32 protein-coding genes are annotated in these 25,234 nt (G+C 58.8%); 19 read left to right on the plus strand and 13 right to left on the minus strand.

Annotated elements, in window-relative coordinates; genetic code table 11:
• Nucleotides 1–236: 236 nt before the first annotated feature.
• The 3 genes from rpsI to zapE all read right to left on the minus strand — a co-directional run bounded on the left by rpsI (nucleotide 237) and on the right by zapE (nucleotide 2,434).
• On the minus strand, nucleotides 237–629 hold the full coding sequence (gene rpsI, locus ACB042_RS14305) for a 30S ribosomal protein S9 (protein ID WP_005336286.1): 393 nt from the start codon (nucleotides 627–629) through the stop codon (nucleotides 237–239).
• Nucleotides 630–644: 15 nt separating this feature from the next.
• Nucleotides 645–1,073, minus strand: coding sequence for a 50S ribosomal protein L13 (gene rplM / locus ACB042_RS14310; RefSeq protein ID WP_005336289.1), 429 nt, complete (start codon nucleotides 1,071–1,073; stop codon nucleotides 645–647).
• Nucleotides 1,074–1,339: 266 nt separating this feature from the next.
• Nucleotides 1,340–2,434: a cell division protein ZapE gene (gene zapE, locus ACB042_RS14315; protein WP_371178611.1), complete on the minus strand. Its 1,095-nt coding sequence runs from the start codon at nucleotides 2,432–2,434 to the stop codon at nucleotides 1,340–1,342.
• Between the two features lie 140 nt (nucleotides 2,435–2,574).
• On the opposite strand from zapE, the gene ACB042_RS14320 reads away from it, so the two are divergent.
• The 12 genes from ACB042_RS14320 to ACB042_RS14375 all read left to right on the plus strand — a co-directional run bounded on the left by ACB042_RS14320 (nucleotide 2,575) and on the right by ACB042_RS14375 (nucleotide 13,495).
• Complete coding sequence (locus tag ACB042_RS14320; protein ID WP_005355138.1) at nucleotides 2,575–2,955, plus strand: YhcB family protein; 381 nt, start codon at nucleotides 2,575–2,577, stop codon at nucleotides 2,953–2,955.
• A gap of 81 nt (nucleotides 2,956–3,036) precedes the next feature.
• A complete protein-coding gene (locus ACB042_RS14325) occupies nucleotides 3,037–4,398 on the plus strand; it encodes a Do family serine endopeptidase (RefSeq protein ID WP_005336295.1) in 1,362 nt (453 codons plus the stop codon).
• 109 nt (nucleotides 4,399–4,507) lie between these two features.
• Nucleotides 4,508–5,632 (plus strand): outer membrane-stress sensor serine endopeptidase DegS, encoded by a 1,125-nt coding sequence (gene degS, locus ACB042_RS14330; RefSeq protein ID WP_005336297.1) that lies wholly within the window; start codon nucleotides 4,508–4,510, stop codon nucleotides 5,630–5,632.
• Between the two features lie 314 nt (nucleotides 5,633–5,946).
• Complete coding sequence (locus ACB042_RS14335; RefSeq protein ID WP_371178612.1) at nucleotides 5,947–6,306, plus strand: transcriptional regulator; 360 nt, start codon at nucleotides 5,947–5,949, stop codon at nucleotides 6,304–6,306.
• A 17-nt stretch (nucleotides 6,307–6,323) separates the two neighbouring features.
• Nucleotides 6,324–6,689: an SFCGS family glycine-rich protein gene (locus ACB042_RS14340; protein WP_005355141.1), complete on the plus strand. Its 366-nt coding sequence runs from the start codon at nucleotides 6,324–6,326 to the stop codon at nucleotides 6,687–6,689.
• Nucleotides 6,689–6,985, plus strand: a complete 297-nt coding sequence (locus tag ACB042_RS14345) for a DUF4312 family protein (RefSeq protein WP_019444839.1) — start codon at nucleotides 6,689–6,691, stop codon at nucleotides 6,983–6,985. Before ACB042_RS14340 ends, ACB042_RS14345 begins: the two co-directional genes overlap by 1 nt.
• A gap of 39 nt (nucleotides 6,986–7,024) precedes the next feature.
• Nucleotides 7,025–7,801: a DUF4311 domain-containing protein gene (locus ACB042_RS14350; protein ID WP_371178613.1), complete on the plus strand. Its 777-nt coding sequence runs from the start codon at nucleotides 7,025–7,027 to the stop codon at nucleotides 7,799–7,801.
• Nucleotides 7,802–7,812: 11 nt separating this feature from the next.
• Nucleotides 7,813–8,463: a DUF4310 family protein gene (locus ACB042_RS14355; protein WP_005341755.1), complete on the plus strand. Its 651-nt coding sequence runs from the start codon at nucleotides 7,813–7,815 to the stop codon at nucleotides 8,461–8,463.
• 42 nt (nucleotides 8,464–8,505) lie between these two features.
• Complete coding sequence (locus ACB042_RS14360) at nucleotides 8,506–9,645, plus strand: amidohydrolase/deacetylase family metallohydrolase (RefSeq protein ID WP_371178614.1); 1,140 nt, start codon at nucleotides 8,506–8,508, stop codon at nucleotides 9,643–9,645.
• Nucleotides 9,629–10,744: a DgaE family pyridoxal phosphate-dependent ammonia lyase gene (locus ACB042_RS14365; protein ID WP_371178615.1), complete on the plus strand. Its 1,116-nt coding sequence runs from the start codon at nucleotides 9,629–9,631 to the stop codon at nucleotides 10,742–10,744. The genes ACB042_RS14360 and ACB042_RS14365 overlap by 17 nt, the downstream gene beginning before the upstream one ends.
• Nucleotides 10,744–11,484 (plus strand): KDGP aldolase family protein, encoded by a 741-nt coding sequence (locus ACB042_RS14370; RefSeq protein WP_201952933.1) that lies wholly within the window; start codon nucleotides 10,744–10,746, stop codon nucleotides 11,482–11,484. The genes ACB042_RS14365 and ACB042_RS14370 overlap by 1 nt, the downstream gene beginning before the upstream one ends.
• A 106-nt stretch (nucleotides 11,485–11,590) precedes the next feature.
• Nucleotides 11,591–13,495, plus strand: coding sequence for a transcription antiterminator (locus ACB042_RS14375; protein WP_139732709.1), 1,905 nt, complete (start codon nucleotides 11,591–11,593; stop codon nucleotides 13,493–13,495).
• Nucleotides 13,496–13,512: 17 nt separating this feature from the next.
• Here the strand turns inward: ACB042_RS14375 and npr are convergent, their stop codons facing one another.
• The 10 genes from npr to ACB042_RS14425 form a co-directional block, all read right to left on the minus strand.
• Nucleotides 13,513–13,785 (minus strand): PTS phosphocarrier protein NPr, encoded by a 273-nt coding sequence (npr, locus tag ACB042_RS14380; protein WP_005336318.1) that lies wholly within the window; start codon nucleotides 13,783–13,785, stop codon nucleotides 13,513–13,515.
• Nucleotides 13,786–13,805: 20 nt separating this feature from the next.
• Entirely contained in the window at nucleotides 13,806–14,672 is an 867-nt protein-coding gene (gene rapZ / locus ACB042_RS14385) for an RNase adapter RapZ (protein ID WP_371178616.1), read from the minus strand.
• 45 nt (nucleotides 14,673–14,717) lie between these two features.
• Entirely contained in the window at nucleotides 14,718–15,164 is a 447-nt protein-coding gene (gene ptsN / locus ACB042_RS14390; RefSeq protein WP_005336322.1) for a PTS IIA-like nitrogen regulatory protein PtsN, read from the minus strand.
• A gap of 2 nt (nucleotides 15,165–15,166) precedes the next feature.
• Nucleotides 15,167–15,454 carry a ribosome hibernation promoting factor gene (gene hpf / locus ACB042_RS14395; protein ID WP_005336323.1) on the minus strand — a complete coding sequence of 96 codons (288 nt, stop codon included), beginning with the start codon at nucleotides 15,452–15,454 and terminating at the stop codon, nucleotides 15,167–15,169.
• A gap of 20 nt (nucleotides 15,455–15,474) precedes the next feature.
• On the minus strand, nucleotides 15,475–16,914 hold the full coding sequence (locus ACB042_RS14400) for an RNA polymerase factor sigma-54 (protein ID WP_005336331.1): 1,440 nt from the start codon (nucleotides 16,912–16,914) through the stop codon (nucleotides 15,475–15,477).
• Nucleotides 16,915–16,979: 65 nt separating this feature from the next.
• The gene (gene lptB, locus ACB042_RS14405) at nucleotides 16,980–17,705 is read right to left on the minus strand and encodes an LPS export ABC transporter ATP-binding protein (RefSeq protein WP_005336333.1); all 726 of its coding nucleotides are present in this window, start codon (nucleotides 17,703–17,705) and stop codon (nucleotides 16,980–16,982) included.
• Nucleotides 17,706–17,708: 3 nt separating this feature from the next.
• Nucleotides 17,709–18,236 (minus strand): lipopolysaccharide transport periplasmic protein LptA, encoded by a 528-nt coding sequence (gene lptA / locus ACB042_RS14410; protein WP_040068817.1) that lies wholly within the window; start codon nucleotides 18,234–18,236, stop codon nucleotides 17,709–17,711.
• Nucleotides 18,223–18,783 carry an LPS export ABC transporter periplasmic protein LptC gene (lptC, locus tag ACB042_RS14415; RefSeq protein WP_005336338.1) on the minus strand — a complete coding sequence of 187 codons (561 nt, stop codon included), beginning with the start codon at nucleotides 18,781–18,783 and terminating at the stop codon, nucleotides 18,223–18,225. Before lptC ends, lptA begins: the two co-directional genes overlap by 14 nt.
• The gene (kdsC, locus tag ACB042_RS14420) at nucleotides 18,780–19,334 is read right to left on the minus strand and encodes a 3-deoxy-manno-octulosonate-8-phosphatase KdsC (protein WP_144715392.1); all 555 of its coding nucleotides are present in this window, start codon (nucleotides 19,332–19,334) and stop codon (nucleotides 18,780–18,782) included. The genes lptC and kdsC overlap by 4 nt, the downstream gene beginning before the upstream one ends.
• Nucleotides 19,334–20,329, minus strand: a complete 996-nt coding sequence (locus ACB042_RS14425; RefSeq protein ID WP_123172219.1) for a KpsF/GutQ family sugar-phosphate isomerase — start codon at nucleotides 20,327–20,329, stop codon at nucleotides 19,334–19,336. Before ACB042_RS14425 ends, kdsC begins: the two co-directional genes overlap by 1 nt.
• Before the next feature lie 207 nt (nucleotides 20,330–20,536).
• Here ACB042_RS14425 and mlaF point away from each other — a divergent pair, with 207 nt between their 5' ends.
• The 7 genes from mlaF to murA are packed head-to-tail and all read left to right on the plus strand — an operon-like array spanning nucleotide 20,537 to nucleotide 25,057.
• Nucleotides 20,537–21,337 carry a phospholipid ABC transporter ATP-binding protein MlaF gene (gene mlaF, locus ACB042_RS14430; RefSeq protein ID WP_005336343.1) on the plus strand — a complete coding sequence of 267 codons (801 nt, stop codon included), beginning with the start codon at nucleotides 20,537–20,539 and terminating at the stop codon, nucleotides 21,335–21,337.
• Complete coding sequence (gene mlaE / locus ACB042_RS14435; protein ID WP_005336345.1) at nucleotides 21,337–22,116, plus strand: lipid asymmetry maintenance ABC transporter permease subunit MlaE; 780 nt, start codon at nucleotides 21,337–21,339, stop codon at nucleotides 22,114–22,116. The genes mlaF and mlaE overlap by 1 nt, the downstream gene beginning before the upstream one ends.
• A 7-nt stretch (nucleotides 22,117–22,123) precedes the next feature.
• Nucleotides 22,124–22,621: an outer membrane lipid asymmetry maintenance protein MlaD gene (gene mlaD, locus ACB042_RS14440; RefSeq protein ID WP_005336348.1), complete on the plus strand. Its 498-nt coding sequence runs from the start codon at nucleotides 22,124–22,126 to the stop codon at nucleotides 22,619–22,621.
• A 2-nt stretch (nucleotides 22,622–22,623) separates the two neighbouring features.
• On the plus strand, nucleotides 22,624–23,256 hold the full coding sequence (locus ACB042_RS14445) for a phospholipid-binding protein MlaC (RefSeq protein WP_005336350.1): 633 nt from the start codon (nucleotides 22,624–22,626) through the stop codon (nucleotides 23,254–23,256).
• Entirely contained in the window at nucleotides 23,253–23,525 is a 273-nt protein-coding gene (locus ACB042_RS14450) for a lipid asymmetry maintenance protein MlaB (RefSeq protein WP_005336352.1), read from the plus strand. Before ACB042_RS14445 ends, ACB042_RS14450 begins: the two co-directional genes overlap by 4 nt.
• Nucleotides 23,525–23,782 carry a BolA family iron metabolism protein IbaG gene (gene ibaG / locus ACB042_RS14455; protein WP_005306001.1) on the plus strand — a complete coding sequence of 86 codons (258 nt, stop codon included), beginning with the start codon at nucleotides 23,525–23,527 and terminating at the stop codon, nucleotides 23,780–23,782. The genes ACB042_RS14450 and ibaG overlap by 1 nt, the downstream gene beginning before the upstream one ends.
• Nucleotides 23,783–23,800: 18 nt before the next feature.
• A complete protein-coding gene (gene murA / locus ACB042_RS14460) occupies nucleotides 23,801–25,057 on the plus strand; it encodes a UDP-N-acetylglucosamine 1-carboxyvinyltransferase (protein ID WP_005336355.1) in 1,257 nt (418 codons plus the stop codon).
• Nucleotides 25,058–25,234: the final 177 nt, after the last annotated feature.

Consider the following 25,234-nt stretch of genomic DNA (forward strand, 5'->3'; position numbering starts at 1 on the left):
CCCGTGACAACAGCGGCGGAAGCTGGATTTACAATTGCCACAGAAAACAGGGGAAATTTTAAAGAAAAGATAACAACTTGACAAGAAAGAGCGGTGAGCAATGAAAACAATAAAGAAACAATTTTTTGTCTTTTGTGACGCGTGGTTAGCATTGATGTCGGTAATATTACCAATAAAAAAAGCCTGGCGGTTGCCAGGCTTTTTTGACACTCGAAAGAGTGAGTACCAAAAGCGAATTAACGCTTGGAGTACTGCGGACGCTTACGAGCTTTGTGCAGACCAACTTTCTTACGCTCAACCTTACGGGCATCACGAGTAACAAAGCCAGCTTTACGCAGTTCGGAACGCAGGGTTTCGTCGTACTGCATCAGAGCACGAGTGATACCGTGGCGGATCGCACCAGCTTGACCGGAGATGCCACCACCGTTAACGGTGATGTACAGGTCCAGTTTCTCGGTCATCTCAACCAGTTCCAGCGGCTGACGAACTACCATGCGGGCAGTCGGACGGCCGAAGTACTGCTCCAGGGAGCGCTGGTTGATTACGATCTTGCCGCTACCCGCTTTGATAAATACGCGAGCAGTGGAGCTTTTGCGACGGCCGGTACCGTAGTATTGATTTTCTGCCATGTTGCCAGTTCCCGATTAGATATCCAGTACTTGAGGTTGCTGAGCAGCATGAGCATGCTCGGCGCCTGCGTAAACTTTCAGTTTACGGAACATGGCACGGCCCAGAGGACCTTTCGGCAGCATGCCTTTGACGGCTGCTTCGATTACCATTTCCGGTTTACGCTGAATCAGCTTGTCGAAGCTGATTGACTTGATACCACCCGGGAAACCGGAGTGAGCGTGGTACATTTTGTCGGTAAATTTCTTACCGGTTACGTGTACCTTCTCAGCGTTTACAACGATGATGTAATCACCGGTGTCAACGTGCGGAGTGTACTCAGCTTTGTGCTTACCACGCAGACGAGCAGCGATCTCGGTTGCGATACGACCCAGAGTTTTACCTTCTGCGTCCACAATGTACCAGTCACGTTTTACGGTTTCTGGCTTGGCAACGAAAGTTTTCATTAAGTTAAACCCAATTACCTGTTACAGACCCAATTGCTTATGGGGGCTCTCCCACAAACAACAAACGATGGCCTACCTGTACCCCTTCGAATACAAGTAAAGCTTAAAGTGTTGCTGTCTTATCGACAGCTGTAACGTGGGCCGGGCGATTATAAGTGAAGTTGCCTTAAATATCACCTGCTAATTTCACTGCCATGAAACCAGCAAATGTCGCCCGACCCTACCTGCCGCAGATGCCCATCCGACTGGCAGGCGCGGTATTGTGACTAAGGAAGGTGCACTCTGGCAAGGTATTCGTGCGATTGCATTTCCTGAAGCCGTGAAAGACAGCGTTGGAATTCGAAATTCAGCAGCCCTTCGCCGTAGAGTTCTGCCATGGGAACAGCCGCAGACATGATGAGTTTGACGTGCCGTTCGTAGAACTCATCGACCATGGCAATGAAGCGGCGAGCCGCGTCATCCGTGCCTGTGCCCATTGGCTGCACATTGGCCAGCAGAACGGTATGGAACAGTCTGGCCAGCTCGATATAGTCGTTCTGGGAGCGGGGAGTACAGCAAAGTTGCTCAAACTCCATATAGAGCACCCCTTCACCCATCCCGAGCGACATCAGCTGACGATGATTGACCTCGAACGTCCCCTCGCAAGCCGTGTGTCCGCCGGTTAATTGCTGAAAATAGTGGTCAAGATTGGCTTTTGCCTGCAAGTCCAGCGGGCAGTGATAAATCTCCGCTTGTTCCAGCGTACGCAGGCGATAGTCGATACCGCCATCTACGTTAAGTACCTCGCAATGACGCTCGATAAGCTCAATAGCTGGCAGAAAACGGGCTCGCTGCAGCCCGTTGCGATAAAGATCCTGCGGCGGAATATTTGAAGTGGCGACCAGCACAACACCGTGACCAAACAGCTCCTGGAACAGCGTGCCCAGCAGCATGGCGTCGGTGATGTCGGAGACGAAAAATTCATCGAAACAGATGATGTCTGTCTCGCTGGCAAGCTTGCTGGCCACCAGCTTGAGGGGATCGGACTGCCCGCTCAGCCCCTGCAGTTCATCGTGAATGCGGTGCATGAAGCGGTGGAAATGGCTGCGCATCTTGCGCGTCCCAGGCAGGCTGTCGAAAAAAGTATCCATCAGCCAGGTCTTGCCTCGGCCCACTCCGCCCCACATATAGATACCGAGGACGGGCTCCGGCGGCTTGGGCTTTTGCAGCCAACCCAGCAGCCCTCGAGATCTGGTCGGAGTCGGGCGCCGTAGCAAATCCTGATACAGTCGCTCCAGCCTGCGAATGGCCATCCCCTGCGCGGGGTCGGCCACAAAGCCGGGGCGCAGCAGATCCTGCTGGTATTTTTGCTGCGGTGTCATCCTTGAGCGCCTCTCCAAGTCCCTGAATCGAGGACAAAATGGTATCACGGCCTCAGGACGCACGGTATAGTGCCATCAATGCATAGCGGTTATGACGACCGCATAAACCCACTCTGTTTTAGCTGTAACAAGGAGCATCTATGAGTCTGTTAACTGGGATCCTGCTGGCTGTCGCGGCCTTGATTATCGGTGTCGTTCTCGGCCGTTTTTCGGTACGTAGCCGCGATGCTGGCCGTCTGGAACAGGAACTGAAGAAGGCCCACAAGGAGCTCGAGAGTTATCAGGGCCAGATCAACACCCACTTCGCCGACAGCGCCGCCCTGATGGAGCAACTGGCCGAGCAGTATCAGACCCTCTATCGCCACATGGCCGAGCAGAGCAAATTCCTGGCCAAGGCGCAGGAACCGCTGTTCCGCGAGTCATTGGTAGAAGAAGCCCCTGCCAATGTGGCAGAAGAGCCGGGCGTTCCGCCTCGCGACTATGCTGGCGCCTCTTCCGGACTGCTCAAGCAACCAAACTAGTTCCTCGCGGAACTAATTGGCCAGTCCCGTGGTCTGACCTTGACGATTGCAATGCAACTTTTTCTGGGAGCTGTTTTTCATATGCGTAAACCTCTTTCCATGCTCAGTGTGCTAGCCCTCAGTGTCGGTATCGCCATGTCTGCGGCCCCTGCTCAGGCTGCACTGCCTTCCCTGTTAGGTTCAAATCAGGAGATGCCAAGCCTGGCGCCTGTTCTCGAACAGGTCACCCCGGCGGTGGTCAATATCTCGGTTTCTGGCAAAAAAATTACCCGTCAGCGTCTGCCGGAACAGTTCAAGTTCTTCTTCGGCCCCAACATGCCCGATGAACAGGTGAGCGAGCAGCCGTTCCAGGCGCTCGGCTCCGGTGTCATCGTCGATGCCAAGAAGGGTTACGTGATCACCAACGCCCACGTGGTGCACGAGGCGGACGAGATCAAGGTCAACCTGAAGGATGGTCGTGAGTACGCAGCCAAGAAGATCGGTGAAGACAAGCAGTCCGACATCGCCCTGCTGCAAATCAAGGCCGAGGACCTGGTGCAGATCAAGTTCGCCGACTCTGACGAGCTGCGGGTGGGTGACTATGCGCTGGCCATCGGCAACCCGTTTGGTCTGGGTCAGACCGTCACCTCCGGTATTGTCAGTGCGCTGGGTCGCAGCGGCCTCAACATCGAGAATCTGGAGAACTTCATCCAGACCGATGCGGCCATCAACTCCGGTAACTCCGGCGGCGCCCTGCTCAACCTGCGTGGCGAGCTGATCGGTATCAACACCGCGATTCTGGGCCCGAACGGCGGCAACATTGGCATCGGCTTTGCCATCCCTTCCAACATGGTGCGGGATCTGACCGAGCAGATCGTCAAGTACGGTGAAGTGCGTCGCGGCCAGCTGGGTATTACCGGCACCGAGCTCACCTCCGACATCGCCAAAACCTTCGGTTACAACAAGAAGGATGGTGCCTTCGTCAATCAGGTCATGCCTGATTCGGCGGCCGACAAGGCGGGCATCAAGGCCGGCGATATCATCGTCAGCATCGATGGCAAACCGGTTCGCTCCTTCGGCGAGCTGCGCGCCAAGATTGCCACCATGGGCGCTGGCAAGCAGGTCGAACTGGGGCTGATCCGCGATGGCAAGTCACAAACTGCCAAAGTGACCCTGAAGCAGGCCGATGACAGCGAAGTACGCGCCAGCGCGCTGCATCCGGCACTGGAAGGGGCCAAGCTGAGCACCACTACCGACCCGGTCTCCGGTGTTGCGGTGGCCGACATTGATCCTCGCTCTCCGGCTGCCGCTTCCGGCCTGCAGAAGGGTGACATCATCATCGGGGTCAACCGCCTGCGCATCAACACCCTGGGCGAGCTGACCAAGGCGCTCAAGAACAAGCCTGACGTGCTGGCACTCAACATCCAGCGCGGCGACTCCTCGCTCTATCTGGTGATCCGCTAACGCTCAAGTTGTTCGCCAACCCCTCTATCACCCGCGGCCTTCACCGCGGGTGATTTTTATCCATCGATAGTGTTATTCTCTGCGCGCAGCCTGTACGGATGAGAATGACATGAAAATCCCCCCTTTAGTCAGTTACTTGGGCAAGTCTGTCGGTTTTGGATTGACCGTCGCGGCGCTGCTGTTGCTGCTGTTTCCCCATTTTCGCGGTGGTGCCCAACTGCCCGGCATCATCACCAATGCCCGTGAACTGAGTTTCTCCTATGCCGCCCATCGGGCAGGCCCTGCCGTCGTCAACATCTACACCCGCAGCTTTGCCCCCAATCAGGGCAATCAGGGGGAACTGCGCCCACAAGGGCTGGGTTCTGGCGTCATCATGAATCAGCGCGGCTATGTACTGACCAACTACCACGTCATCGCCGATGCCGACCAGATCATCGTCGCGTTGCAGGATGGTCGGGTCTTCAGTGCCGAGCTGGTCGGAACCGATCAGCTCACCGACCTCGCCGTGCTCTATATCGAGTCAGACAACCTGCCGGTGATCCCGCAGGATCCGGAGCGGCTACCAGAAGTGGGGGATGTGGTGCTCGCTATCGGCAACCCCTACAACGTCGGCCAGACCATCACCCAGGGCATCATCAGTGCGACCGGCCGTACCGGCCTCTCCAGCATGGGGCCCGACAGCAATGGCCGTCAGGATCTGCTGCAGACCGATGCCGCCATCAACGAGGGCAACTCGGGTGGCGCGCTGGTCAACGGCCGTGGCGATCTGGTGGGTATCAACACCGCCACCTATCACCTCAACGGCAATCAGGAGAGCTACGGCATCAGCTTCGCCATCCCCTACCGGCTGGCCAAACGGATCATGGATGAGCTGATCGCCAACGGCCGGGTGATCCGCGGCTACCTCGGGATCTCCAGCGTCGAGATCAACCCCATAGTCGCACGGATGATGAACCTCGGCGACCTGCGTGGTCTGGTGGTGGAGAGCCTGGACCCCAACGGCCCGGCGGCCAAAGGCGGCCTGCAGCGAGGGGATGTGCTGCTCAAGATCAACGGAGAGGCCATCAGTGGCGTACGCAGCGCCATGGACAAGATTGTCGAGAGCCGCCCCGGCACCAAGCTGACCATCTCGGTATTCCGCTCCGGCAAGCCACTGGAAGTGGTTGTCACCATAGAGGAAGACCTGCGCTATCAGCAGAGAACGGCCAGCTCTAGCGCCGCATCGGCCAGCTAGCGTCACTCCTTTTTATGAGAAGGGCGGGAAACCGCCCTTTTCCATATCTGCCCCCTCGACAACGTCGCTTACCGTGAGATGACTCACAGTTTCCCACAACGCTTGCCCTCTCCCCGCCCCCCGATTAGTGCGCTACCGATCACACAAAACCAGCTTCAATAAGCACTCTTTTTGTCTTTTCAGTATCCAAACGATCACTTCGGGGCCATTTCCTCAGGAATTTCCGCTTCGAATCGGAAAAACACTGCCTCCTCCACATCGACGCGCAGGCTTAGGGTAACGCCATACCTTCTGCCAGCCTTGGAGAGCAGACATTGCAAACAGAGACTCACGACCAGACCCTGACCCCGAACAGCCCGGAGTTGCTGCGCCAGACCGATCATATCCTCGCGCGCATTTATCCCCTGCTGGCCGAACAGGGCATCATCCCCAACGAGGTGCAACGGCAGATGCTGGCCTCCCATGTCAAAGCCATGGTGTGGCGCTCCCACAGCGGCGAGCCCCTGCCAGAAGTTGACCTCAGCCTGTTTGAAGAGATCTCCCCCCTCTCACTGCGTCTCGCCGAACAGGTCGTCAGCTGGCTGGATCAGCTTGCTTATGAGGAGGCACACCTCTTGTCCGTCCATTTTGAAGTCGCCAAAGAAAACGAACTCAGCTCGGTGCAGAACAACTAACTCAAGGAGAAATCGATATGACAGCCATCAAACTCGTGATTGGAGACCGTCTCGGCAAGGGTCAGAAAGTGGGCGCAGGCGCGGAAGCTGCCGGGGCCAACGTGACCATCATCCCAGGCATGGCCGCTGACATGAAGCTCGGCGACGTGATGAACAAGGAGCAGGCGGATCTCGGCATCTCCTTCTGCGGCAGCGGCGGCGCCGGGGCGATCACCGCCCAGACCAAATACGGCTACAAGTGCCGCTACGGCATGCGCTCTGTTGAAGAGGGCGTCACCGCCATCAACGAAGGGTGCGTGGTGCTGGGCTTCGGTTTCATGGACAAGGAAGAGCTGGGTCAGAAGCTGGTCGAAGCCTTCGCCAAGAAGCACGGACGCGCCTGATGAAAGAGAACTTCACCACCCAGGTCATCGTCAACGGCAAGGGGACGACACGCCAGCAGGCGTTTGCCTCCGCCCTCAGCCAGGTGCAACCCACACTGCTCAAGGACAACCAGCAGGTACTGCTGCGTATTGAGCCGGTCGATGTACAGGTGCTCAAAGCCGAGGAGTCGGTCCGGGTGGAGAAGTTCCTGTTCTTCTTCCTGCCGCGCCAGCGCCGCGAATACCGCGTCCAGCTGGAGATCAAGGTTCAGGTCACCAGTCTGGATGTCGCCAAGGTGACATTCACCCAGGTGTGATGCCTGCGCAGGCACAACCCCACAAGAAGGATACGTTGGATGTTTCTAATCATTTTTATCAAGTCACTCATCATTGGCGGCCTGGTTGGCGTCGGGGTGGGGGCCGGCGCGGCGCGGATGTTCCACGCCCCGACCGTACAGGGCATGGGTGCCTTCCGCACCCTGGGCGAACTTAACTCCTGCGAAGGGGATCCCACTTCCCACTTCTCGTTTGGTCTGGGCTTCTTCTTCAACGCCTGGGCCTCGACCGTGGCGGCAGGCGCCTTCACCCAGGATGTGGATCACCGCATCATTCCGCACTGGGCCACGGCGGCACTGCTGTTCAAAAATCGGGATCTCGCCACCACTCTGCACGACCCGAAAAAGATGGCCATCGCCGGCGGCATCATAGGTGCCATCGTGGTTGCCTTCCTCAACAGCACGGCCGCAGCCGTCCCTGCTGCATTGCAGGTCACTGCGGTCAAAGTGTTGGTACCGGCCGCCAACCTGCTGGTCAACACCGTTATGCCGGTGATCTTCTGGCTGGCCGCCATCGAGGCGGGCAAGAAATCCGGTTTCTGGGCCACCATCTTCGGCGGTCTGGCCCAGCTCATCATGGGCAACGCGGTACCGGGTCTGGTGCTCGGCATCCTGATCGGCAAGGGTGTGGAAGAGAGCGGTTGGAACCATGTCACCAAGGTGATGATGGCTGCCATCGTCCTGCTGTTCGTGCTGAGCGGCTTCTTCCGCGGCTTCGACATGAAACTGATTGAATCCTTCCATATGGGCGTCCCCCTGTGGCTGGAAAGTGTCCATAACCTGCTGAGCGGCAAATAAGGGGTCACACCATGGATGAGAAATTGAAAAACAACTTCTGGTATGCCGACTGGTCCTTCCCCATCTTCGTCGGCCTGCTCTCGGCCGGGGTCTTTGCCGGTACCCACATGTTCTATCTGTACGGGGTTGGTGCCTTCAACGAGGTAGCCTTCGTCGCCATGCTGAAAGCCGGAATGGACACGGGTGCCTACGGCGCGGTGGCCGCGTTCGGTGCCAGCTTCCTGTTCGCCCGCATCATCGAGGGATCCCTGGTGGGGATCCTGGATATCGGCGGTGCCATCCAGACCGGGGTTGGCCTCGGAGTGCCAGCCCTGCTGCTGGGGGCCGGCATCGTCTATCCGGTGGAGAACTTCGGCGCCTCGCTGGCAACCGGTATGGGGATTGGTCTGGCCATCGGCTACATCATCATTCTGGCGCGCAAGTTCACCATCAACCAGAGCAACTCCACTTACGGTGCTGACGTGATGATGGGTGCAGGCAACAGCTCTGGCCGCTTCCTCGGCCCCCTCATCATCCTCTCCGCCATGGGCGCTTCCATCCCAATCGGTATCGGTTCCCTGCTGGGTGCCCTGCTGTTCTACGTGTGGGGCAAACCCATCACCGGTGGCGCCATTCTGGGAGCCATGCTGCTGGGCACCTTCTTCCCGGTCGCCCTTGTGTAAGTACCAGCCGCCCTGCAGGGCGGCTCGCCAGAGGTTATCAGCATGTACGACATCATCATCAGAGCGGGGAGGCTGGGAGATGGCCAGCTCGTCGATATCGCCATCAGGGAGGGCAAAATCGCCGCCATCGGCTCCCTGCCGAAGATGGCAACGGCGCGGCAGATCCTGGATCTCGGCGGCAGGGTGCATGTGAGCGCTGGCTGGATCGACGGCCACACCCACTGCTACCCCGCCTCCCCCATCTATCACGATGAGCCGGACAAGGTGGGCGTAGAGTCCGGCGTCACCACCGTCATCGACGCCGGCAGCACCGGAGCCGACGATGTGGATGACTTCCAGCAGATCGCTGCGGGCTGCAAGACCCGGGTGCATGCCCTGCTCAACATCTCCCGCATCGGTCTGCTGCGCCAGAACGAGCTGGCGGATAGCCGGGACCTCGATATGGATCTCGCCTCGGCAGCCATTCGTCGCCACCCCGACTTTATCGTCGGCATCAAGGCGCGGATGAGCGGTAGCGTGGTAGGTGAGAACGGCCTGCAACCGCTGCGCATGGCCAAGGCCCTGCAACAGGCTCACGGCCAGCTGCCGCTGATGGTGCACGTGGGCAACACACCGCCGGATCTGGACGAGATCGTCGCCCTGCTGGGAGATGGCGATCTGCTGACCCACTGCTTCAACGGCAAGCCCAACCGCATCCTGACTCAGGCTGGCGAGCTGCGGGTCGCGGTGCGCGAGGCGATGAAACGGGGCCTGTTGCTCGACATCGGCCACGGCGGCGCCAGCTTCAGCTTCGAGGTGGCGGAACTGGCTATCCGACAGGGGATCCTGCCCCGCACCATCAGCTCCGACATCTACTGCAAGAACCGCATCAAGGGGCCGGTCTACAGTCTGGCTCACGTGATGTCGAAGTTTCTCGCCATCGGCATGACGCTGGAGCAGGTGATCGCCTGCGTCACCCATCAGGCCGCCGATGCCCTGCGCCTTTCCGGCAAGGGGCGGCTCGAGGTGGGCGCCGATGCCGATCTGACCCTGTTCGAGGTCACCAGCGGCCCGACCCTGTTTATGGATACCGAAGCCCAGTCCCGCTGCGGTGACCAACAACTGCAGCCTCTCGCCGCCCTGGTCGGTGGCGAACTGGTTCTGACTCACTATGGGAAATCACACCATGCCTTCTGTTTATGAGAAATATCAGCTCAAACCTGTGATCAACGCCTCCGGGCGCATGACCATTCTCGGCGTCTCCACCCCCGAGCAGGAGGTGGTCGATGCGGTCAATTTTGGCCTGGGCCACTACTTCGAGGTCAAGGATCTGGTCAACAAGACCGGCGCCTATCTGGCTGGTTTACTGGATGTGGAAGATGCGGTGGTGGTCTCCTGTGCCAGCGCCGGCATCGCCCAGTCAGTCGCCGCCATGATAGTGCGCGGCGATCCCTACCGCCTCGAGCAACTGCATGCCCACCCTCATGACGTGCCGAGCGAAATCGTGCTGCCCAAGGGGCACAACGTCAACTTTGGCGCCCCCGTCGGTACCATGGTCAATCTGGGTGGCGGCAAGGTAGTGGAAGCCGGTTACGCCAACGAGTGCTCCCCCGCCCAACTGGCCGCTGCCATCAATGCCAACACAGCAGCCATCCTCTATATCAAGTCCCACCACTGCGTGCAGAAGAGCATTCTGTCGGTGGCCGAGGCCGCCGAGGTCGCCAAGGCCCACGGGCTCCCGCTCATTGTCGATGCGGCTGCCGAAGAGGATCTGCGCCTCTACTACAACCAGGGTGCTGACCTGGTCATCTACAGCGGCGCCAAGGCCATTGAAGGGCCCACCAGCGGGCTGGTGCTCGGCAAGCGCCAGTATGTGGAGTGGGTCAAACAGCAGGCCAACGGTATCGGCCGCGCCATGAAGGTGGGCAAGGAGGGGATCCTCGGCCTGACCCATGCCATCGAGCGCTATCTGGCCAAAGAGAAGGAGAGCGGTGCTGCCATGGTTGCCAAGATGAGCCCCTTTATCGAGCGCCTCAACCTGCTGCCCGGCGTCACCGCCAAGGTGGTATGGGACAGCGCAGGACGTGACATCGCCCGCACCGATATCGCCTTTGACCACCAACAGATCGGCATGACCACAGTGCAGGTCGTCACCCGTCTGCAACAGGGCACGCCTGCCATCTACTGCCGCGGCTACAAGGCCAACGAGGGGCACATCGAGATCGATGTGCGCAGCGTCTCCGTGCCCCAGCTCGACCAAATCCACTCTGCCATTGCCAACCTCGTTCAGGAGAATCGCTGATGTCCCTTACCCCCAACTACTACCGTGATCGGGTCTGTCTCAACGTATTGGCTGGATCCAAGGAGAATGCCGTCGAGGTGTACGACGCAGCCGAAGGCCACGTGCTGGTCGGTGTGCTCTCCAAAAACTACCCGGATATTCCCTCCGCAGTTGCCGATATGAAGGAGTACGCCAAGCTTATCGACAACGCCCTCTCCATCGGACTGGGCGCCGGCGATCCACGCCAGTCCGCCATGGTGGCCGAGCTGGCCTGCCAACTGCAGCCCCAGCACGTCAACCAGGTGTTCACCGGTGTCGGCGCCAGCAGGGCGCTGCTCGGTCAGTCACAAACGCTGGTCAACGGCCTGATCTCCCCCACCGGCATGCCGGGCATGGTGAAGATCTCCACCGGTCCACTCAGCGCCGGGCAGCCGGATGGCATCGTGCCCATCGATACCGCCATTGCCCTGCTCAAGGACATGGGCGGCAGCTCGGTCAAGTTCTTCCCCATGGGTGGGCTGGCCTGCCGCGACGAGTATCAGGCTGTGGCCGAGGCTTGTGCCCGCAACAACTTCTGGCTGGAGCCCACCGGCGGCATCGATCTGGAGAACTTCGAGGAGATAGTGCGGATTGCGCTGGACGCCGGAGTCGAGAAGGTGATCCCTCACGTCTACAGTTCCATCATAGATAACACGAACGGGCACACTCGCCCCGAGGATGTTCGCACTCTGCTGGCCATAGTGAAACGACTGTTGGCCTGATGGCAGTCACGGCACCGGTTCAATCACTGACCGGTGCCTGGCTTGTTGATGACCCACTTGTTAACATCGACCCTTTATCTCGCAACAGGAGTCTTGCATACCCCCTATGATCAAGCTGCCACACCCCAGGCTCCATCAACTGCTGATCCAGCTCCATGCCGAACCACTGCCACAGGAGGAGCTGGCTCGCCGCCTCAATGTCTCCACTCGCACGGTACGCACCGATGTGGCGACCCTCAACGAACTGATTGCCACGCACGGCGCTCACCTGATCCACCAACGTGGCAGCGGCTACCAGCTCAAGATCTACAATCAGGGACTGTTCGACGCCCTGCTGGCTGCCCAGGGTCAGGATAGCGGCCTGCCACGCACCAGCCGAGAGCGGGTGCTGCACCTGCAGATCCTGCTATTGACGGCAGAGCAGGGGATCAAGCTCGATGAGCTGGCTGATACCTGGTATCTGAGCCGGGCGGCACTGCAGGGGGATATGGCGGAAGTCCGTGAGCAACTCAGCCACTTCAGGCTCAGCGTCGAGAGCAAACCCCGCCTGGGGATGCGCATTCAGGGGGAGGAGACGGCGATCCGTGCCTGTTTGACCCAACTGCTCTATCAGGAGTTGCTGCACAACAACCAGTTGCAAACCCTGTTGCCCAACCTTTGCCCCAGCAAGACGATGGAGGTAGTGGGCAATCACATCCATGCCCAGCTTGCCCGACATCAGCTGCGTCTCGCTGACGAGAGCTTGCAGCAGCTCGCCATCTACTGCGCCGTTGCCCTGCTGCGTCAGGCATCCGGTCACGAGTTGCGCCACTTCGCCAGCGAGGATCTGACTCTGCCGCTGCTGGCAGTATCTCGCGATATATATGCGGTATTGCCAACCTTGACGCCCCCCGTAGAGGACGAGATCGCCGGTCTCGCCATCCAGATCCAGGCGCGCCTGATTGCCGATACTCCCCAGCTCAGCCCGGCAATGGCCGCCGAGAGCGAACAGCTGGTGGAACATCTGCTGACCTACATTCATCAACATTACCCTTACGACCTGCGAGGCGACCAACAGCTGCGGGCCGACCTGCAAACCCATATCAGCGCCATGCTGCTACGGGTCAAATACCAGATAGGCAACCACAACCCGCTGGCCGATCACATCAAGCAGTACTACCCCCTCGCCTACGACATCACGCTGGCGGCCATTTCGGAGTGGATCAAGCAGACCCCCTACCGACTGACCCATCACGAGATCGGCTATCTGGTGATCCATATCGGGGTCGGGCTGGAGCGCCATTACGACATCGGCTATACCCGCCGCCCGCAGGCGCTATTGCTTTGCGATGCGGGCAACGCCACCTTCCGGGTGCTGGAAGCACGCATCAAGCGGGAGTATCCCCAGTTGCAGCTGACCACGCTTGAGTCGGTGCGGGATTACGAAGGTCTGGCGCAGATCGCGCAGGACTTTGTCATCAGTACCGTCAAGGTGAACGAAAAAAACGCCCCCGTGGTACTCGTTGCCCCCTTCCCGACCCAATACCAGCTGGAGCAGCTTGGCAAGCTGGTGCTGATCGACCGCACCCGCCCCTACATGCTCGACAAATATTTCGATGCCGACCACTTCATGGTGGTCAAAGAGCCCCTAACCCAGGCCGAACTGTTTGCCCGCATCTGTGATCAGCTGGAAGCGGAAGATCTGGTGGAGAGTGGCTTCAGAGCCTCACTGCAGGAGCGGGAGCGGATCGTCTCCACCATGCTGGGAGAAGGGATCGCCCTGCCCCACTCTCTCGGTCTGCTGGCGCGCCGCACTCTGGTGTACACCGTACTGGCACCGCAGGGGATCGACTGGGGCAACGGGGAAATAGCGACGCTCATCTTCGTGCTGGCCATCAGCAAGGCCGACTACGAGGAGGCGATGGGTCTCTACGACCTGTTTCTGGCACTGATGAACGAAAAAGCCAGCAGGAATCTGCTGGCTTGTCGGGATTTTGCCAGCTTCAAAGCGCTGGCGCGTACCGGTTCATAACATATAACGAGGAGTGACTACTCCTCATTGAAGCCGGAGGTGAACAGCTCCACCACGGCGGCCAGGGCCTCGACCTCTTCGGGGCCCTCAACCTGTACTTCCACCTGCCGCCCTTGCGCGGAATCCAGCATCAGCAGGCCGATGATGCTGTCAGCATCGGCCTCCACACCATCTTCATTGCGCAGCAGCACGTGGGCATCGAAACCCTGCACCAGCTCGAACAGCATCATGGCTGGTCTGGCATGAATACCCAGCTTGTTTTTCACTTCAACCGAGGCGGAAACAGTCATCGGGTCGTCCTATTGGTCCGTCAGGATTGGGGGGCACTCTTGTCGAGAGTGCGGTGGCGGATCTGCACGTTCTTGCCAAGCAAACGGAATGCACTGGCCAGCCGTTCTGCAATAAAGACCGAGCGGTGCTGACCGCCGGTGCAACCGATGCCGACCGTGAGGTAGCTGCGATTGTTGCGCTCCAGATGGGGCAACCAGGTCACCAGCATGTTCTCGATCTGCTGGGTAAACAGCATCACGTCAGCCTGCGCCGAGAGGTAGTTGGCGACCAGCTCATCCTTGCCGGTAAACGGTTTGAGCTCGGGGATCCAGTGCGGATTGGGCAGGAAGCGGGCATCGAACACGAAGTCGGCATCCTTGGGAATGCCGTACTTGAAGCCGAACGACTCGAACACCAGCACCAGCTCGTTCTCTTTCTTGCCGAGTACCCGGGTTTTGATGAGCTCGCTCAGGTCGTGAATGCTGAGGGTGGTGGTGTCGATGCGCAGGTCAGCGGTCGAGGAGAGTGGCGCCAGCAGGTGGGTCTCCTCCCGAATCGCCTCATCCAGCGACAGCTTGTTGCGTGAGAGGGGGTGCAGGCGGCGGCTCTCGCCATAGCGCTTGAGCAGGGTGCCGTTGTCGGCATCGAAGAAAAAGCTGGAGAACTCTACCCGCCCCTCATTGCGCACCTGAGCCAGCAGATTTTCCAGTTTCTCCGGATCGTTCGGCAGGTTGCGCACATCGATACTGACCGCCAATTTGTCGTACTGGCTCTCCACCGAGACAATCAGCTGGGGCAGCAGATTGACCGGCAGGTTGTCCACACAGTAGTAACCCAGATCTTCCAGCACTCGCAGGGCTACCGTTTTACCGGAGCCCGAGCGTCCACTTACCACGATTAACTGCATCTTGTTCCCTCACGCCAAAACGGGTGTCTCATCCTTGGCCTGCTGTCAGGCCGAGGTCATGATCTGATAGAGCTCTTCGTCGCTGGTTGCCTGACGCAACTGGCGGCAAACCGCCTTGTCACCCAGCTTGGAAGCCATCAGAGAAAGGGTCTTGAGATGCTGCTTGCACTCGCTTTCCGGCACCAGCAAGGCAAACAGCAGGTCAACCGGTTGATTGTCGATGGAGTCGAAAGGAATAGGGTCGGCAAAGGTCATCAGGATCGCGGTTGGCGGGAACTCATCGTCAATGCGACCGTGGGGGATCGCAATACCGGCACCGATCCCGGTACTACCCATTTTTTCGCGGGCCAGCAAGCATTCAAACAGCGCCTGACGGGAGGTGCCAAGGCGTTCGGCGGCCAGCTCGCTGATGATTTCGAGGGCGCGTTTCTTGCTGGTACAAGGGACTGCACTCTTGGTGCAGTCCCGACTCAGTATGTGTTCAAGTTGCATGGTTATTTTTTATTTAACTTATCTTTGTGCTTGATGATCTGCCTGTCCAGCTTGTCGAGCAAGGTGTCTATCGCAGCATACATATCGGCATGTTCAGAGTTGGCAAACACTTCGCCACCGCTGACGTGCAATTTGGCTTCCGCTATCTGGTTCAGTTTTTCCACGCTAAGCACCACATGAACATTGTTGATGTGGTCGAAGTGACGCTCGAGTTTGGCAAATTTGTTGTTCACATAATCACGCAGAGCTTCGGTGATCTCGACATGGTGTCCGGTCAGGTTAATTTGCATAACATCATCCTTTTGTTTGCCTAAACCAGGCGTTTGCGCTGATTGGAAGGTGGGATAAACAAGGATTCGCGATACTTAGCGATCGTGCGTCTCGCCACCATAATACCCTGTTCGGCCAGCAAATCCGCGATCTTGCTATCACTTAACGGCTTGGCAGGATTCTCTGCCGTGACCAGCTTCTTGATGAGCGCGCGAATTGCGGTCGATGAGCACTCTCCTCCTCCTTCGGTGTTCACATGGCTGGAGAAAAAAAACTTCAATTCGAAGATACCACGGGGGGTATGCATGTACTTCTGGGTCGTCACCCGGGAGATGGTCGACTCATGCATCTCTACCGCTTCGGCGATGTCATTGAGCACCATCGGCTTCATCGCCTCTTCACCATACTCGAAAAAGCCCTGTTGCTGCTCGACAATGCAACTGGCCACTTTCAGCAGGGTGTCATTGCGACTTTCCAGGCTCTTGATGAACCACTTGGCTTCCTGCAAATGGGAGCGGATAAACTGGGTGTCGGTGCTGCTGCGGGCGTTGCGGGCCATGGCGGCATAGGTCTCGTTGACCCGGATGCGGGGGGCAGAGTCGGGATTGAGCTCGACCACCCACTTGCTGCCCTTCTTGACCACGGAGACGTCGGGGATCACGTACTGGGAGTCGCTCTGGATGATGCCATTGCCGGGGCGCGGCTCCAGCAGCTGGATCAGATCCAGCACCTCCTTGAGGTCGCTCTCTTTGAGTTTTGTCTTGCGGGCGAGGGTGCGGTAATCCCGGTTGCCGAGCAGCTCCATGTGCTCGAGGATCACCTCCTTGGCCTCGTTGAGCCAGGGGGTCTGCGGGTCATACTGATCCAGCTGGATCAGCAAACACTCCTGCACAGAACGGGCAGCAATACCGACCGGATCGAAGTGCTGCACCCGCTTGAGTACCGCCTCGACCTCATCGAGCTCCACCTCTACGTCATCGCTGGTGACGGCTGCCTGGATATCCTCCAGCGCAACGGTCAGATAACCGGATTCGTCGATGGCATCGATAATGGCGAGCGCGATGGCAGCATCCACATCGCTGAACGGTGTGAGCCGCATCTGCCACAGCAGATAATCCTGCAGGTTTTCGGTGGTTTCACCCTGATAGACGCTATCTTCCCCATCGTGGATGGGGCCCGCGCTCTGGGCGGTGCCGGCAGAGTAAACCTCGTCCCAGGTGGTATCCACCGGCAACTCATCCGGCATCTGCTCCTGAGCCATGGCATCGCTGGAATCCAGCTGGCTGGCATCGACCGGCGCTTCCGGACTGGTCTCTTGCGCCTCGCTCTCTTCCTGCTCCAGCAGAGGGTTGTTTTCGAGCGCTTGCTGAATTTCCTGCTGAAGTTCCAGAGTGGAGAGCTGGAGCAGACGAATCGCTTGTTGTAATTGCGGCGTCATGGTCAGGGACTGACCGAGACGCAACTGTAATGTCGGCTTCATCTACGTCGGGATATCCTTATGTTCAGCGAGGCACTCGTCAAAGGAAATGAAGGCATGCCCCCTTACTATAGACTGAATTGATCGCCCAAATAGACGCGCTTGACCTGCTCATCGGCAAGGATGTCAGCCGGTGCACCTTCGGCAATCATCTTGCCGTGGCTGACGATATAGGCCTTCTCACATACGTCCAGAGTCTCTCTGACGTTGTGGTCGGTAATCAAGACGCCAAGGCCTCTATCTTTCAGATGCTGAATGATCTTCTTGATGTCTATCACAGAAATCGGGTCAACCCCTGCAAAGGGTTCATCCAGCAGAATAAAACGCGGCTCAGCCGCCAGCGCACGGGCGATCTCGACCCGACGGCGCTCACCGCCGGAGAGGCTCTGACCCAGGTTGTCGCGAATGTGGGTGATGTTGAACTCTTCCAGCAGTTGCTGAACCTTGTCCTCACGCTCCTCGCGACTCAACCCCTTGCGGGTCTGCATCACGCCCATCAGGTTGTCGAACACCGACAGGCGACGGAAGATGGAGGCCTCCTGCGGCAGGTAACCGATGCCATTGCGCGCCCGCACATGCATGGGCTGCAGGCTGATGTCCTGATCGTCGATGGTGATGAGACCGGCATCGCGCTGCACCAGCCCCACGATCATGTAGAAGGAGGTGGTCTTGCCCGCCCCGTTGGGGCCGAGCAGGCCGACAATCTGGCCGGTGCCCACTTCAAGGCTGACGTCACTCACCACCATGCGGCGCTTGTAGCTCTTCTGCAGGCCCACTGCTTTCAACACTGCCATGGCTTATTTTCCCTGCTTCTTCTGGTCGGCGGGCTTATCGAAATTCTCTACCTGATCCGGCAGGAACACGGTTTTGACCCGCTGGCTCGGGCTCTTGCTCTCGGCAATCATCTTCTGTTTGACGATGTCGTAGCGGATCAGATCGCCATTGACCTGGCTATCTTCCTGCTTGAGCTGACCGTTGCCGGTGATGGTCACCAGCCGGTTCTTCAGCTCGTAGCGGATGGTATTGCCGTGGGCATTGACCGGCTTGCCGTTATCCAGGATCTGGAAGAAGGTGGCGGGCTTACCGTAGGCAGTCATCACCTCGGCTCCTTTCTCGCCGGAACGGGTCACTACCACCTTGTCAGCTTTGATCCGGATGGTGCCCTGATTGATGGTCACATCCTCTTCGAAAGTGATGCGGTTGTCCTGCATCTCGGCCACCTGTTTGACGGCATCGACGTAGACCTTCTCGGCAAAGTCGGACTCTTTGGCGGTCACCGCACCACACAACAACAGGGCTGCGAGGGCCAGATTAGCGTTTTTCATTGAAATAGATGGCATGGCCTTGATCCAGTAACTCAAAATATTTGCGGTCCAGATGGCCCTTGAGGCCAACCCCTTGGGTCTGGAAATCCCGACCCAGAATGTTCACTTCCCGGTTGCTGCGCACATCCTGTGTCACCAGATCCAGCTCCAGATAAGGGGTATCCAGTGTGGAGATAAAGGAGGTGGGCAGCAGACCATCCAGATGCACCTTGTCCCGCAGGATGACGTTGTCGCCGGTGTTGAGCACGCCGGTTTCGGCGGTCACCTTCCACTCGGCAGCACCCTGATCGTCATACATGTAGACCACCGGCTTGTCGAAGGTGGCCTGCTCGAGGATTTGATAATACTCGGCGTAGGTCGACTCCAGCCGCTCGGTGCGCTTGCCGTTGATATCAAAACGGGTGGTCACCAGATCTTTGGCGACAAAATCCGGCTGATAGTTTTCGATTTTGACGGCGCTCTCCGGCACCAGCTCAACCTTGCCCAACTGCCAGGCAACCAGCGCGACCAGAAACAACAGGGCAAACAACAGGGTCTGTCTGCTCATACAGAGGCCTCGGGCTGATAATCGTCATGGCCCTGCGCCTGCAAAATGAGGTCACACACCTCGCGCACCGCGCCCATGCCACCGCCAAGCCGGGTCACCATATCGGCACGACTCAGCACCAGCGGATGGGCATCGGCCACGGCAATGCCGAGCCCACAGACCTGCATCACCGGCAGATCGATGGTGTCATCGCCCATATAGGCGGCCTGTTCCGGGCTCAGCCCCAGCTTGGCCAGCAGCGCTTCGAAGTGAGGCAGCTTTTTATCAGCCCCCTGCACCACATGAGCCACACCCAGGCTTTTCATCCGATCGCTCACGATACGGGAGTTGCGCCCGGTGATGATGGCGATCTCGATCCCGGCATTGAGCAGCGCTCGCATGCCCGCACCATCGCGGGTGCAGAAGGTTTTCAGCTCTTCGCCGTTGTTTCCCATGTAGATGAGGCCGTTGGAGAGCACCCCGTCCACATCGCACACCAGCAGGCGGATTTGCGCCGCCTTCTCAAACTGGCTGCGCGTCACCGGACCATAGAGGGTCGGTACGTTTTGCATCAAATTACTCCGGCTTTCAGCAGGTCGTGCATGTTGAAGGCGCCGAGCGGGCGTTTCTCTTCATCCACGACCAGTAATCCGTTGATTTTTCTCGTTTCCATCAGCTTGACGGCTTCTGCAGCCATCATCTCTGGACCTACGGTAACACAGTTGGCCGTCATCACACGGCTGATGGGGGTGTGATGGATATCGATCTGCTGGTCGAGAATGCGGCGCAGGTCGCCATCGGTAAATAGCCCGGCCAGCAGGCCATCGCCATCGACCACCGCCGTCATACCGAGCCCCTTGCGGCTCACTTCCAGCAGCGCCTGGCTGATGGTGGCATCTATCCCCACCCGGGGCAACAGTTCGCCGCTGTGCATCAGGTCGCCGACCCGCAGCAACAGACGCTTGCCAAGGGAACCGCCCGGGTGAGAGAGGGCGAAGTCATCGGCGGTAAAACCGCGCGCTTCCAGCAGAGCGACCGCCAGGGCATCGCCCATCACCAGGGTTGCCGTAGTACTGGAAGTGGGTGCCAGACCCAGCGGGCAGGCCTCTTTCTCCACCTTGATGCACAGGTGCACGTTGGCCTCTTTGGCCATGGTGGAGGCGGGATTGCCGGTCATGCAGATGAGCGGAATGCCGCGGCGCTTGAGTACCGGCAGCAGAGCCAGGATTTCGTCGCTCTCGCCGGAGTTGGAGATGGCGATGATAAGGTCGCCGCTGGAGATCATCCCCAGATCGCCATGACTCGCTTCCCCCGGATGGAGGAAGAAGGCCGGGGTGCCGGTGCTGGCGAGGGTGGCGGCAATCTTGCTGCCGATATGGCCCGACTTGCCCATGCCGGTGACCACTATCTTGCCACCGCAGCGCAGCACCATTTCGCACGCCTTGTCGAAGGCGTCGTTCAGATACTGATAGAGTCCATCAATGGCTTGCTTTTCTGTGTCCAGCACCGCGCGGGCACTGCGACGAAAATCGAACAGTTCAGACACTTTCTCAGGCTTTACAGACATAAAGACACAGCTCCGGGCCGAAATTAGCTGCGGGATTATAAAAAAGTCTGCCCGGATAAGCGAATCGGATGGCAAGTCCCGCTCTCAATGACGCACTTTGTTACAGAAAACTGTCGTGCAAATGGGCTTGCAGCCTGTTCAATAGTTGTTCCTTGCTGTTGCTTAGACCTAGACTACCCCATAAAATTCGCACCTCATTTACACCGGATGGACAATTGTTTGAACAATGACCTGATCACCATCTCCGATCTGACCTTCAGTCACGGAGATCGGCTGTTGTATGACGGGATCAACCTGACCATTCCTCGTGGCAAGGTCACCGCCGTCATGGGCCCGAGCGGCATCGGTAAAACCACCCTGCTGCGGCTGATCGGTGGCCAGCTCAAGCCGGAGTCCGGTCACATTCTGTTTGACGGGGAAGATATCCCCACCCTCTCCCGTTCGCGCCTCTATGAAGTGCGCAAGCGGATGAGCATGCTGTTCCAGAGCGGCGCCCTGTTTACCGGCATGACAGTCTACGACAACGTGGCCTTCCCGCTGCGGGAGCACTCCGGCCTGCCGGAGGAGCTGATCCACACCATCGTCATGATGAAGTTGCAGGCGGTGGGCTTGCGCGGCGCGGCGAAACTGATGCCCTCCGAGCTCTCCGGCGGCATGGCGCGCCGGGCGGCGCTGGCTCGGGCCATCGCCCTTGACCCCGACCTCATCATGTATGACGAGCCGTTTGTCGGGCAGGACCCCATCACCATGGCGGTGCTGGTCAAGCTTATCAAGGAGCTGAACGATGCCCTCGGCATCACCTCCGTCATCGTCACCCACGATGTGAAAGAGGTGCTGAGCATCGCCGATTACGCCTACATCATTGCCAATCGCAAGGTGGTGGCGCACGGTACGCCGGATCAGCTGCGCGAGGAGCACAATCCCGAAGTCGAGCAGTTCCTCAAAGGATTGCCCGATGGTCCTGTTCCGTTTCATTTTCCGGCAGGCGATCTGCTACAGGATCTCTGATGTTGATAAGTCAAATAAGCAAGCTGGGGCGGGTCGGAGTGCGGTTTATCAGCTCCGTCGGTCGCGCCACCATCATGTTGTTCCATGCGCTGGCGGGCAAACCCGAACCGCGAAAGCACTTCCCGCTGCTTGTCCAGCAGTTGTATGTGGTGGGCGTACAGTCGGTAGCCATCATTCTGGTCTCCGGCCTGTTCATCGGCATGGTGCTCTCGCTGCAGGGTTACAACGTATTGAAGGATTTCGGCGCCGAGCAGAGCCTGGGACCGCTGGTCTCCCTCTCCCTGCTGCGGGAGCTGGGGCCTGTGGTCACGGCGCTGCTGTTTGCCGGCCGTGCCGGTTCGGCCCTGACCGCTGAAATCGGCCTGATGAAGGCCACCGAGCAACTTTCAAGCCTAGAGATGATGGCGGTCGACCCACTGCGCCGGGTGGTTGCCCCCCGCTTCTGGGCTGGCGTCATCAGCATGCCTCTGCTGGCCTTTATGTTCAGCCTGATCGGCATCTTCGGCGGCAAGCTGGTCGGCGTGGACTGGCTCGGCGTGGACGAAGGGGGCTTCTGGTCTGCCATGCAGGCCTCCGTCGACTGGCATGAAGACATCATGCAGGGCGCCATCAAGAGCCTGATTTTCGCCCTGGTGGTCACCTGGATTGCGCTCTTTAACGGCTATGATGCCAAGCCGACCTCGGCCGGGATCAGTCAGGCCACGACCCGTACCGTGGTCCACTCATCCCTCGCCGTGCTCGGCCTGGATTTTATACTCACTGCAGTCATGTTTGGATAAGGTAAAGATGAAGTTCAGCAAAGTAGAATTCCTGGTCGGCACCTTCATGCTGGCTGGCATCGGTGCCATTCTGGCACTGGCCCTGCAAGTGGCCGGTTTGAGCTTCAAACCGGAAGGAGAAACCTATACCCTGCGCGCGCATTTCGATAATATCGGCGGCCTGAAAGTCCGTTCGCCGGTCAAGGTCGGCGGCGTGGTGGTAGGCCGGGTCAGCGACATCGTGCTGGACCCGAAAACCCAGGTGCCTGAAGTGACCCTGATGATGCAAAAGAGCGCTGGCGAGTTCGCCGATACCAGCTCCCTCTCCATCCTCACCTCCGGTCTGCTCGGCGAGCAGTACATCGGTCTGGCCCCCGGCTTCAGCGATGAGGAGATGGGCACCGAGATGCTCAAGGATGGCGACCTGATTGAAGACACCAAATCCGCCATCGTGCTGGAAGATCTGATTGGCAAGTTCCTCTACAGCCAATCCTCCGACAGCAAATCAGACAGCAAGAAGGAGTAACCATGTTCAAGAAAATCGCCCTGCTGCTGGGTCTGATGACCAGCATGCTCTTTTCCCTGTCTGCCCAGGCCGCAGTCGATGCCACCGACCCCAACGCGCTGGTGGATCAGGCTGCCAAGCAGACCTTTGCCCGCCTGAAGGCCGATCAGGCCCAGGTGAAAAGCAATCCGGATCACCTGCGGGTGATCATCCGCGAAGAGCTGCTGCCCTATGTGGACAACCGCTTCGCCGCCTACAAGGTGCTTGGCAACCAGATTAAAGAGACTACCGAAGCGCAGCGCAATGCCTTCGTCGAGGTGTTCACCGAGTACATGGTGAGCTCCTACGCCGATGCGCTGGCCCATTTTGACAAGCAGACCGTCAAGGTCGAGCCGGGCAAAGCCCCCAGCGGCAATATCACCGCCGTCAACGTCAGCGTGAAAGAGGCCGGCAAGCCGGACATCTTCCTCGAGTTCAAGCTGCGCAAGAACAACAAGACCGGCGAGTGGAAAGCCTTCGACATGGTGGCAGAGGGGATCAGCCTGCTCTCCGCCAAACAGAGCGAGCTGGGCGGCCTCATTCGCCAGAACGGCATTGATGCGGTGATCGCCCAGTTGCGCGAACACAACGCCAAGCCGCTGGTACTCAAACCATGACTCTCAGCGGTGAGCTGCAGGCGCCACAGGTCAATGACCTGTGGCAACGCCGCGCCGAATGGTGGCAGGACGACCAGCTCGAGCTCGGCGGCGTCACCACCCTCGACTCCGCCGGGCTGGCCCTGCTGGTCAAATGGGCCAAAGCCGTATTAGCGCGAGGCGCCACACCGCAACTGGTGGGCGCCTCCAGTGATTTCTATACCCTGGCCAACCTCTACGGGGTGGCCGGGCTGTTTCAGTCAACCCCGCTCACAACTGAGGACGCATAATGCAAGTCTCTGAAATTGAAGCGATACTCCTTGAGGCTCTGCCATTGTCCGAAGTCCATGTCAAAGGGGACGGTAGTCACTACCAAGTGATCGCCGTCGGTGACATGTTTGACGGCATGAGCCGGGTCAAGAAGCAGCAGGCCATCTATGCCCCGCTGATGGACAAGATCGCCAGCAACGCCATTCACGCCCTCTCCATCAAAGCGTTCACCGACGCCGAGTGGAAACGCGAACGTAAATTCCTATTGCCCTCCTGATTTGGTAACGAAGTAAAAATGGACAAATTCAAAATCGATGGTCGTTGTACTCTCAACGGCGAAGTGACCATCTCCGGCGCCAAAAACGCCGCGCTGCCGATCCTGTTCGCGACCCTGCTCTGTGATGAAGAGGTACACCTCTCCAACGTGCCGCGCCTGAAAGATGTAGGCACCACCATCAAGCTGCTGGAGATGCTGGGCGCGACCACCAAGGTCAACGGCAACGTCACCGTGCTGACCGGTGCGGTGAACAACCATGTCGCTCCCTACGAGCTGGTGAAGACCATGCGCGCCTCCATTCTGGCGCTGGGCCCGCTGGCTGCCCGTTTCGGTGCTGCCGACGTCTCCCTGCCCGGCGGCTGCGCCATCGGTGCCCGTCCGGTCAACCTGCACGTCCACGGCCTGGAGCTGATGGGTGCCAAGATCACCATCGAAGATGGTTACATCAAGGCCCGTGTCGATGGCCGCCTGAAAGGCGCCCACATCTTGATGGATATGGTCTCCGTGACCGGCACCGAAAACCTGATGATGGCCGCCACCCTGGCTGATGGCCGCACTGTGATCGAAAACGCCGCGCGCGAGCCGGAAGTGGTCGATCTGGCCAACTTCCTCAATACCCTGGGTGCCAAGATCCAGGGCGCGGGCACCGACACCCTGACCATCGACGGTGTCGAGCGTCTGCACGGCGGCAACTACAGCGTGCAGCCTGACCGCATCGAAACCGGAACCTTCTTGGTTGGCGCAGCGGTCACCGGCGGCAAGATCACCTGCCGCAAGACCGACCCGACCCTGCTGGAAGCGGTACTGGTCAAGCTGGAAGAGGCTGGCGCCCTGATTGAGAAGGGTGAAGACTGGATCACCCTCGACATGACTGGCCGCACGCTCAAACCGGTCACCATCAAGACTGCCCCCTACCCGGCCTTCCCGACCGACATGCAGGCACAGTTCACTGTGCTGAACGCCGTCGCCAAAGGCACCGGCATGGTCACCGAGACCATCTTCGAGAACCGCTTCATGCACGTTCCCGAACTGGTACGGATGGGCGCAGACATCGAACTGCAGGGCAATGTGGCCATCTGCCGTGACACCGAGCAACTCAAGGGTGCCCAGGTGATGGCGACCGATCTGCGCGCCTCCGCCAGTCTGGTGCTGGCCGGCTTCGTGGCCGAAGGCTCCACTATCGTCGACCGTATCTATCACATCGACCGTGGCTACGAAGACATCGAGCAGAAGCTGCAGGGTCTGGGTGGCCGCATCGAACGCATCAAGGGCTGATAGCCCCCTGATCGCTGGCCGATAAAAAGGCCCCCTCGCGTTGGCGAGGGGGCCTTTTTCATGGCTTTGTCCCGTCCTGAATATGGTTTACACCTTTCCCCCCAATAAATGGAGAACCCGATGGGACAAGGTGTGAAACGGACACAGCGCGATTACTCGCTGACTTTTAAACTGGCG

Source organism: Aeromonas sp. S13(2024) (assembly GCF_041402405.1).
GTDB lineage: Bacteria > Pseudomonadota > Gammaproteobacteria > Enterobacterales > Aeromonadaceae > Aeromonas > Aeromonas veronii.

Bases quoted from the DNA above. Each gene is read 5' to 3' on its own strand.
- rpsI (WP_005336286.1), bottom strand. From the start codon at position 629: ATGGCAGAAAATCAATACTACGGTACCGGCCGTCGCAAAAGCTCCACT.
- rplM (WP_005336289.1), bottom strand. From the start codon at position 1,073: ATGAAAACTTTCGTTGCCAAGCCAGAAACCGTAAAACGTGACTGGTAC.
- zapE (WP_371178611.1), bottom strand. From the start codon at position 2,434: ATGACACCGCAGCAAAAATACCAGCAGGATCTGCTGCGCCCCGGCTTT.
- ACB042_RS14320 (WP_005355138.1), top strand. From the start codon at position 2,575: ATGAGTCTGTTAACTGGGATCCTGCTGGCTGTCGCGGCCTTGATTATC.
- ACB042_RS14325 (WP_005336295.1), top strand. From the start codon at position 3,037: ATGCGTAAACCTCTTTCCATGCTCAGTGTGCTAGCCCTCAGTGTCGGT.
- degS (WP_005336297.1), top strand. From the start codon at position 4,508: ATGAAAATCCCCCCTTTAGTCAGTTACTTGGGCAAGTCTGTCGGTTTT.
- ACB042_RS14340 (WP_005355141.1), top strand. From the start codon at position 6,324: ATGACAGCCATCAAACTCGTGATTGGAGACCGTCTCGGCAAGGGTCAG.
- ACB042_RS14345 (WP_019444839.1), top strand. From the start codon at position 6,689: ATGAAAGAGAACTTCACCACCCAGGTCATCGTCAACGGCAAGGGGACG.
- ACB042_RS14350 (WP_371178613.1), top strand. From the start codon at position 7,025: ATGTTTCTAATCATTTTTATCAAGTCACTCATCATTGGCGGCCTGGTT.
- ACB042_RS14355 (WP_005341755.1), top strand. From the start codon at position 7,813: ATGGATGAGAAATTGAAAAACAACTTCTGGTATGCCGACTGGTCCTTC.
- ACB042_RS14360 (WP_371178614.1), top strand. From the start codon at position 8,506: ATGTACGACATCATCATCAGAGCGGGGAGGCTGGGAGATGGCCAGCTC.
- ACB042_RS14365 (WP_371178615.1), top strand. From the start codon at position 9,629: ATGCCTTCTGTTTATGAGAAATATCAGCTCAAACCTGTGATCAACGCC.
- ACB042_RS14370 (WP_201952933.1), top strand. From the start codon at position 10,744: ATGTCCCTTACCCCCAACTACTACCGTGATCGGGTCTGTCTCAACGTA.
- ACB042_RS14375 (WP_139732709.1), top strand. From the start codon at position 11,591: ATGATCAAGCTGCCACACCCCAGGCTCCATCAACTGCTGATCCAGCTC.
- npr (WP_005336318.1), bottom strand. From the start codon at position 13,785: ATGACTGTTTCCGCCTCGGTTGAAGTGAAAAACAAGCTGGGTATTCAT.
- rapZ (WP_371178616.1), bottom strand. From the start codon at position 14,672: ATGCAGTTAATCGTGGTAAGTGGACGCTCGGGCTCCGGTAAAACGGTA.
- ptsN (WP_005336322.1), bottom strand. From the start codon at position 15,164: ATGCAACTTGAACACATACTGAGTCGGGACTGCACCAAGAGTGCAGTC.
- hpf (WP_005336323.1), bottom strand. From the start codon at position 15,454: ATGCAAATTAACCTGACCGGACACCATGTCGAGATCACCGAAGCTCTG.
- ACB042_RS14400 (WP_005336331.1), bottom strand. From the start codon at position 16,914: ATGAAGCCGACATTACAGTTGCGTCTCGGTCAGTCCCTGACCATGACG.
- lptB (WP_005336333.1), bottom strand. From the start codon at position 17,705: ATGGCAGTGTTGAAAGCAGTGGGCCTGCAGAAGAGCTACAAGCGCCGC.
- lptA (WP_040068817.1), bottom strand. From the start codon at position 18,236: ATGAAAAACGCTAATCTGGCCCTCGCAGCCCTGTTGTTGTGTGGTGCG.
- lptC (WP_005336338.1), bottom strand. From the start codon at position 18,783: ATGAGCAGACAGACCCTGTTGTTTGCCCTGTTGTTTCTGGTCGCGCTG.
- kdsC (WP_144715392.1), bottom strand. From the start codon at position 19,334: ATGCAAAACGTACCGACCCTCTATGGTCCGGTGACGCGCAGCCAGTTT.
- ACB042_RS14425 (WP_123172219.1), bottom strand. From the start codon at position 20,329: ATGTCTGTAAAGCCTGAGAAAGTGTCTGAACTGTTCGATTTTCGTCGC.
- mlaF (WP_005336343.1), top strand. From the start codon at position 20,537: ATGGACAATTGTTTGAACAATGACCTGATCACCATCTCCGATCTGACC.
- mlaE (WP_005336345.1), top strand. From the start codon at position 21,337: ATGTTGATAAGTCAAATAAGCAAGCTGGGGCGGGTCGGAGTGCGGTTT.
- mlaD (WP_005336348.1), top strand. From the start codon at position 22,124: ATGAAGTTCAGCAAAGTAGAATTCCTGGTCGGCACCTTCATGCTGGCT.
- ACB042_RS14445 (WP_005336350.1), top strand. From the start codon at position 22,624: ATGTTCAAGAAAATCGCCCTGCTGCTGGGTCTGATGACCAGCATGCTC.
- ACB042_RS14450 (WP_005336352.1), top strand. From the start codon at position 23,253: ATGACTCTCAGCGGTGAGCTGCAGGCGCCACAGGTCAATGACCTGTGG.
- ibaG (WP_005306001.1), top strand. From the start codon at position 23,525: ATGCAAGTCTCTGAAATTGAAGCGATACTCCTTGAGGCTCTGCCATTG.
- murA (WP_005336355.1), top strand. From the start codon at position 23,801: ATGGACAAATTCAAAATCGATGGTCGTTGTACTCTCAACGGCGAAGTG.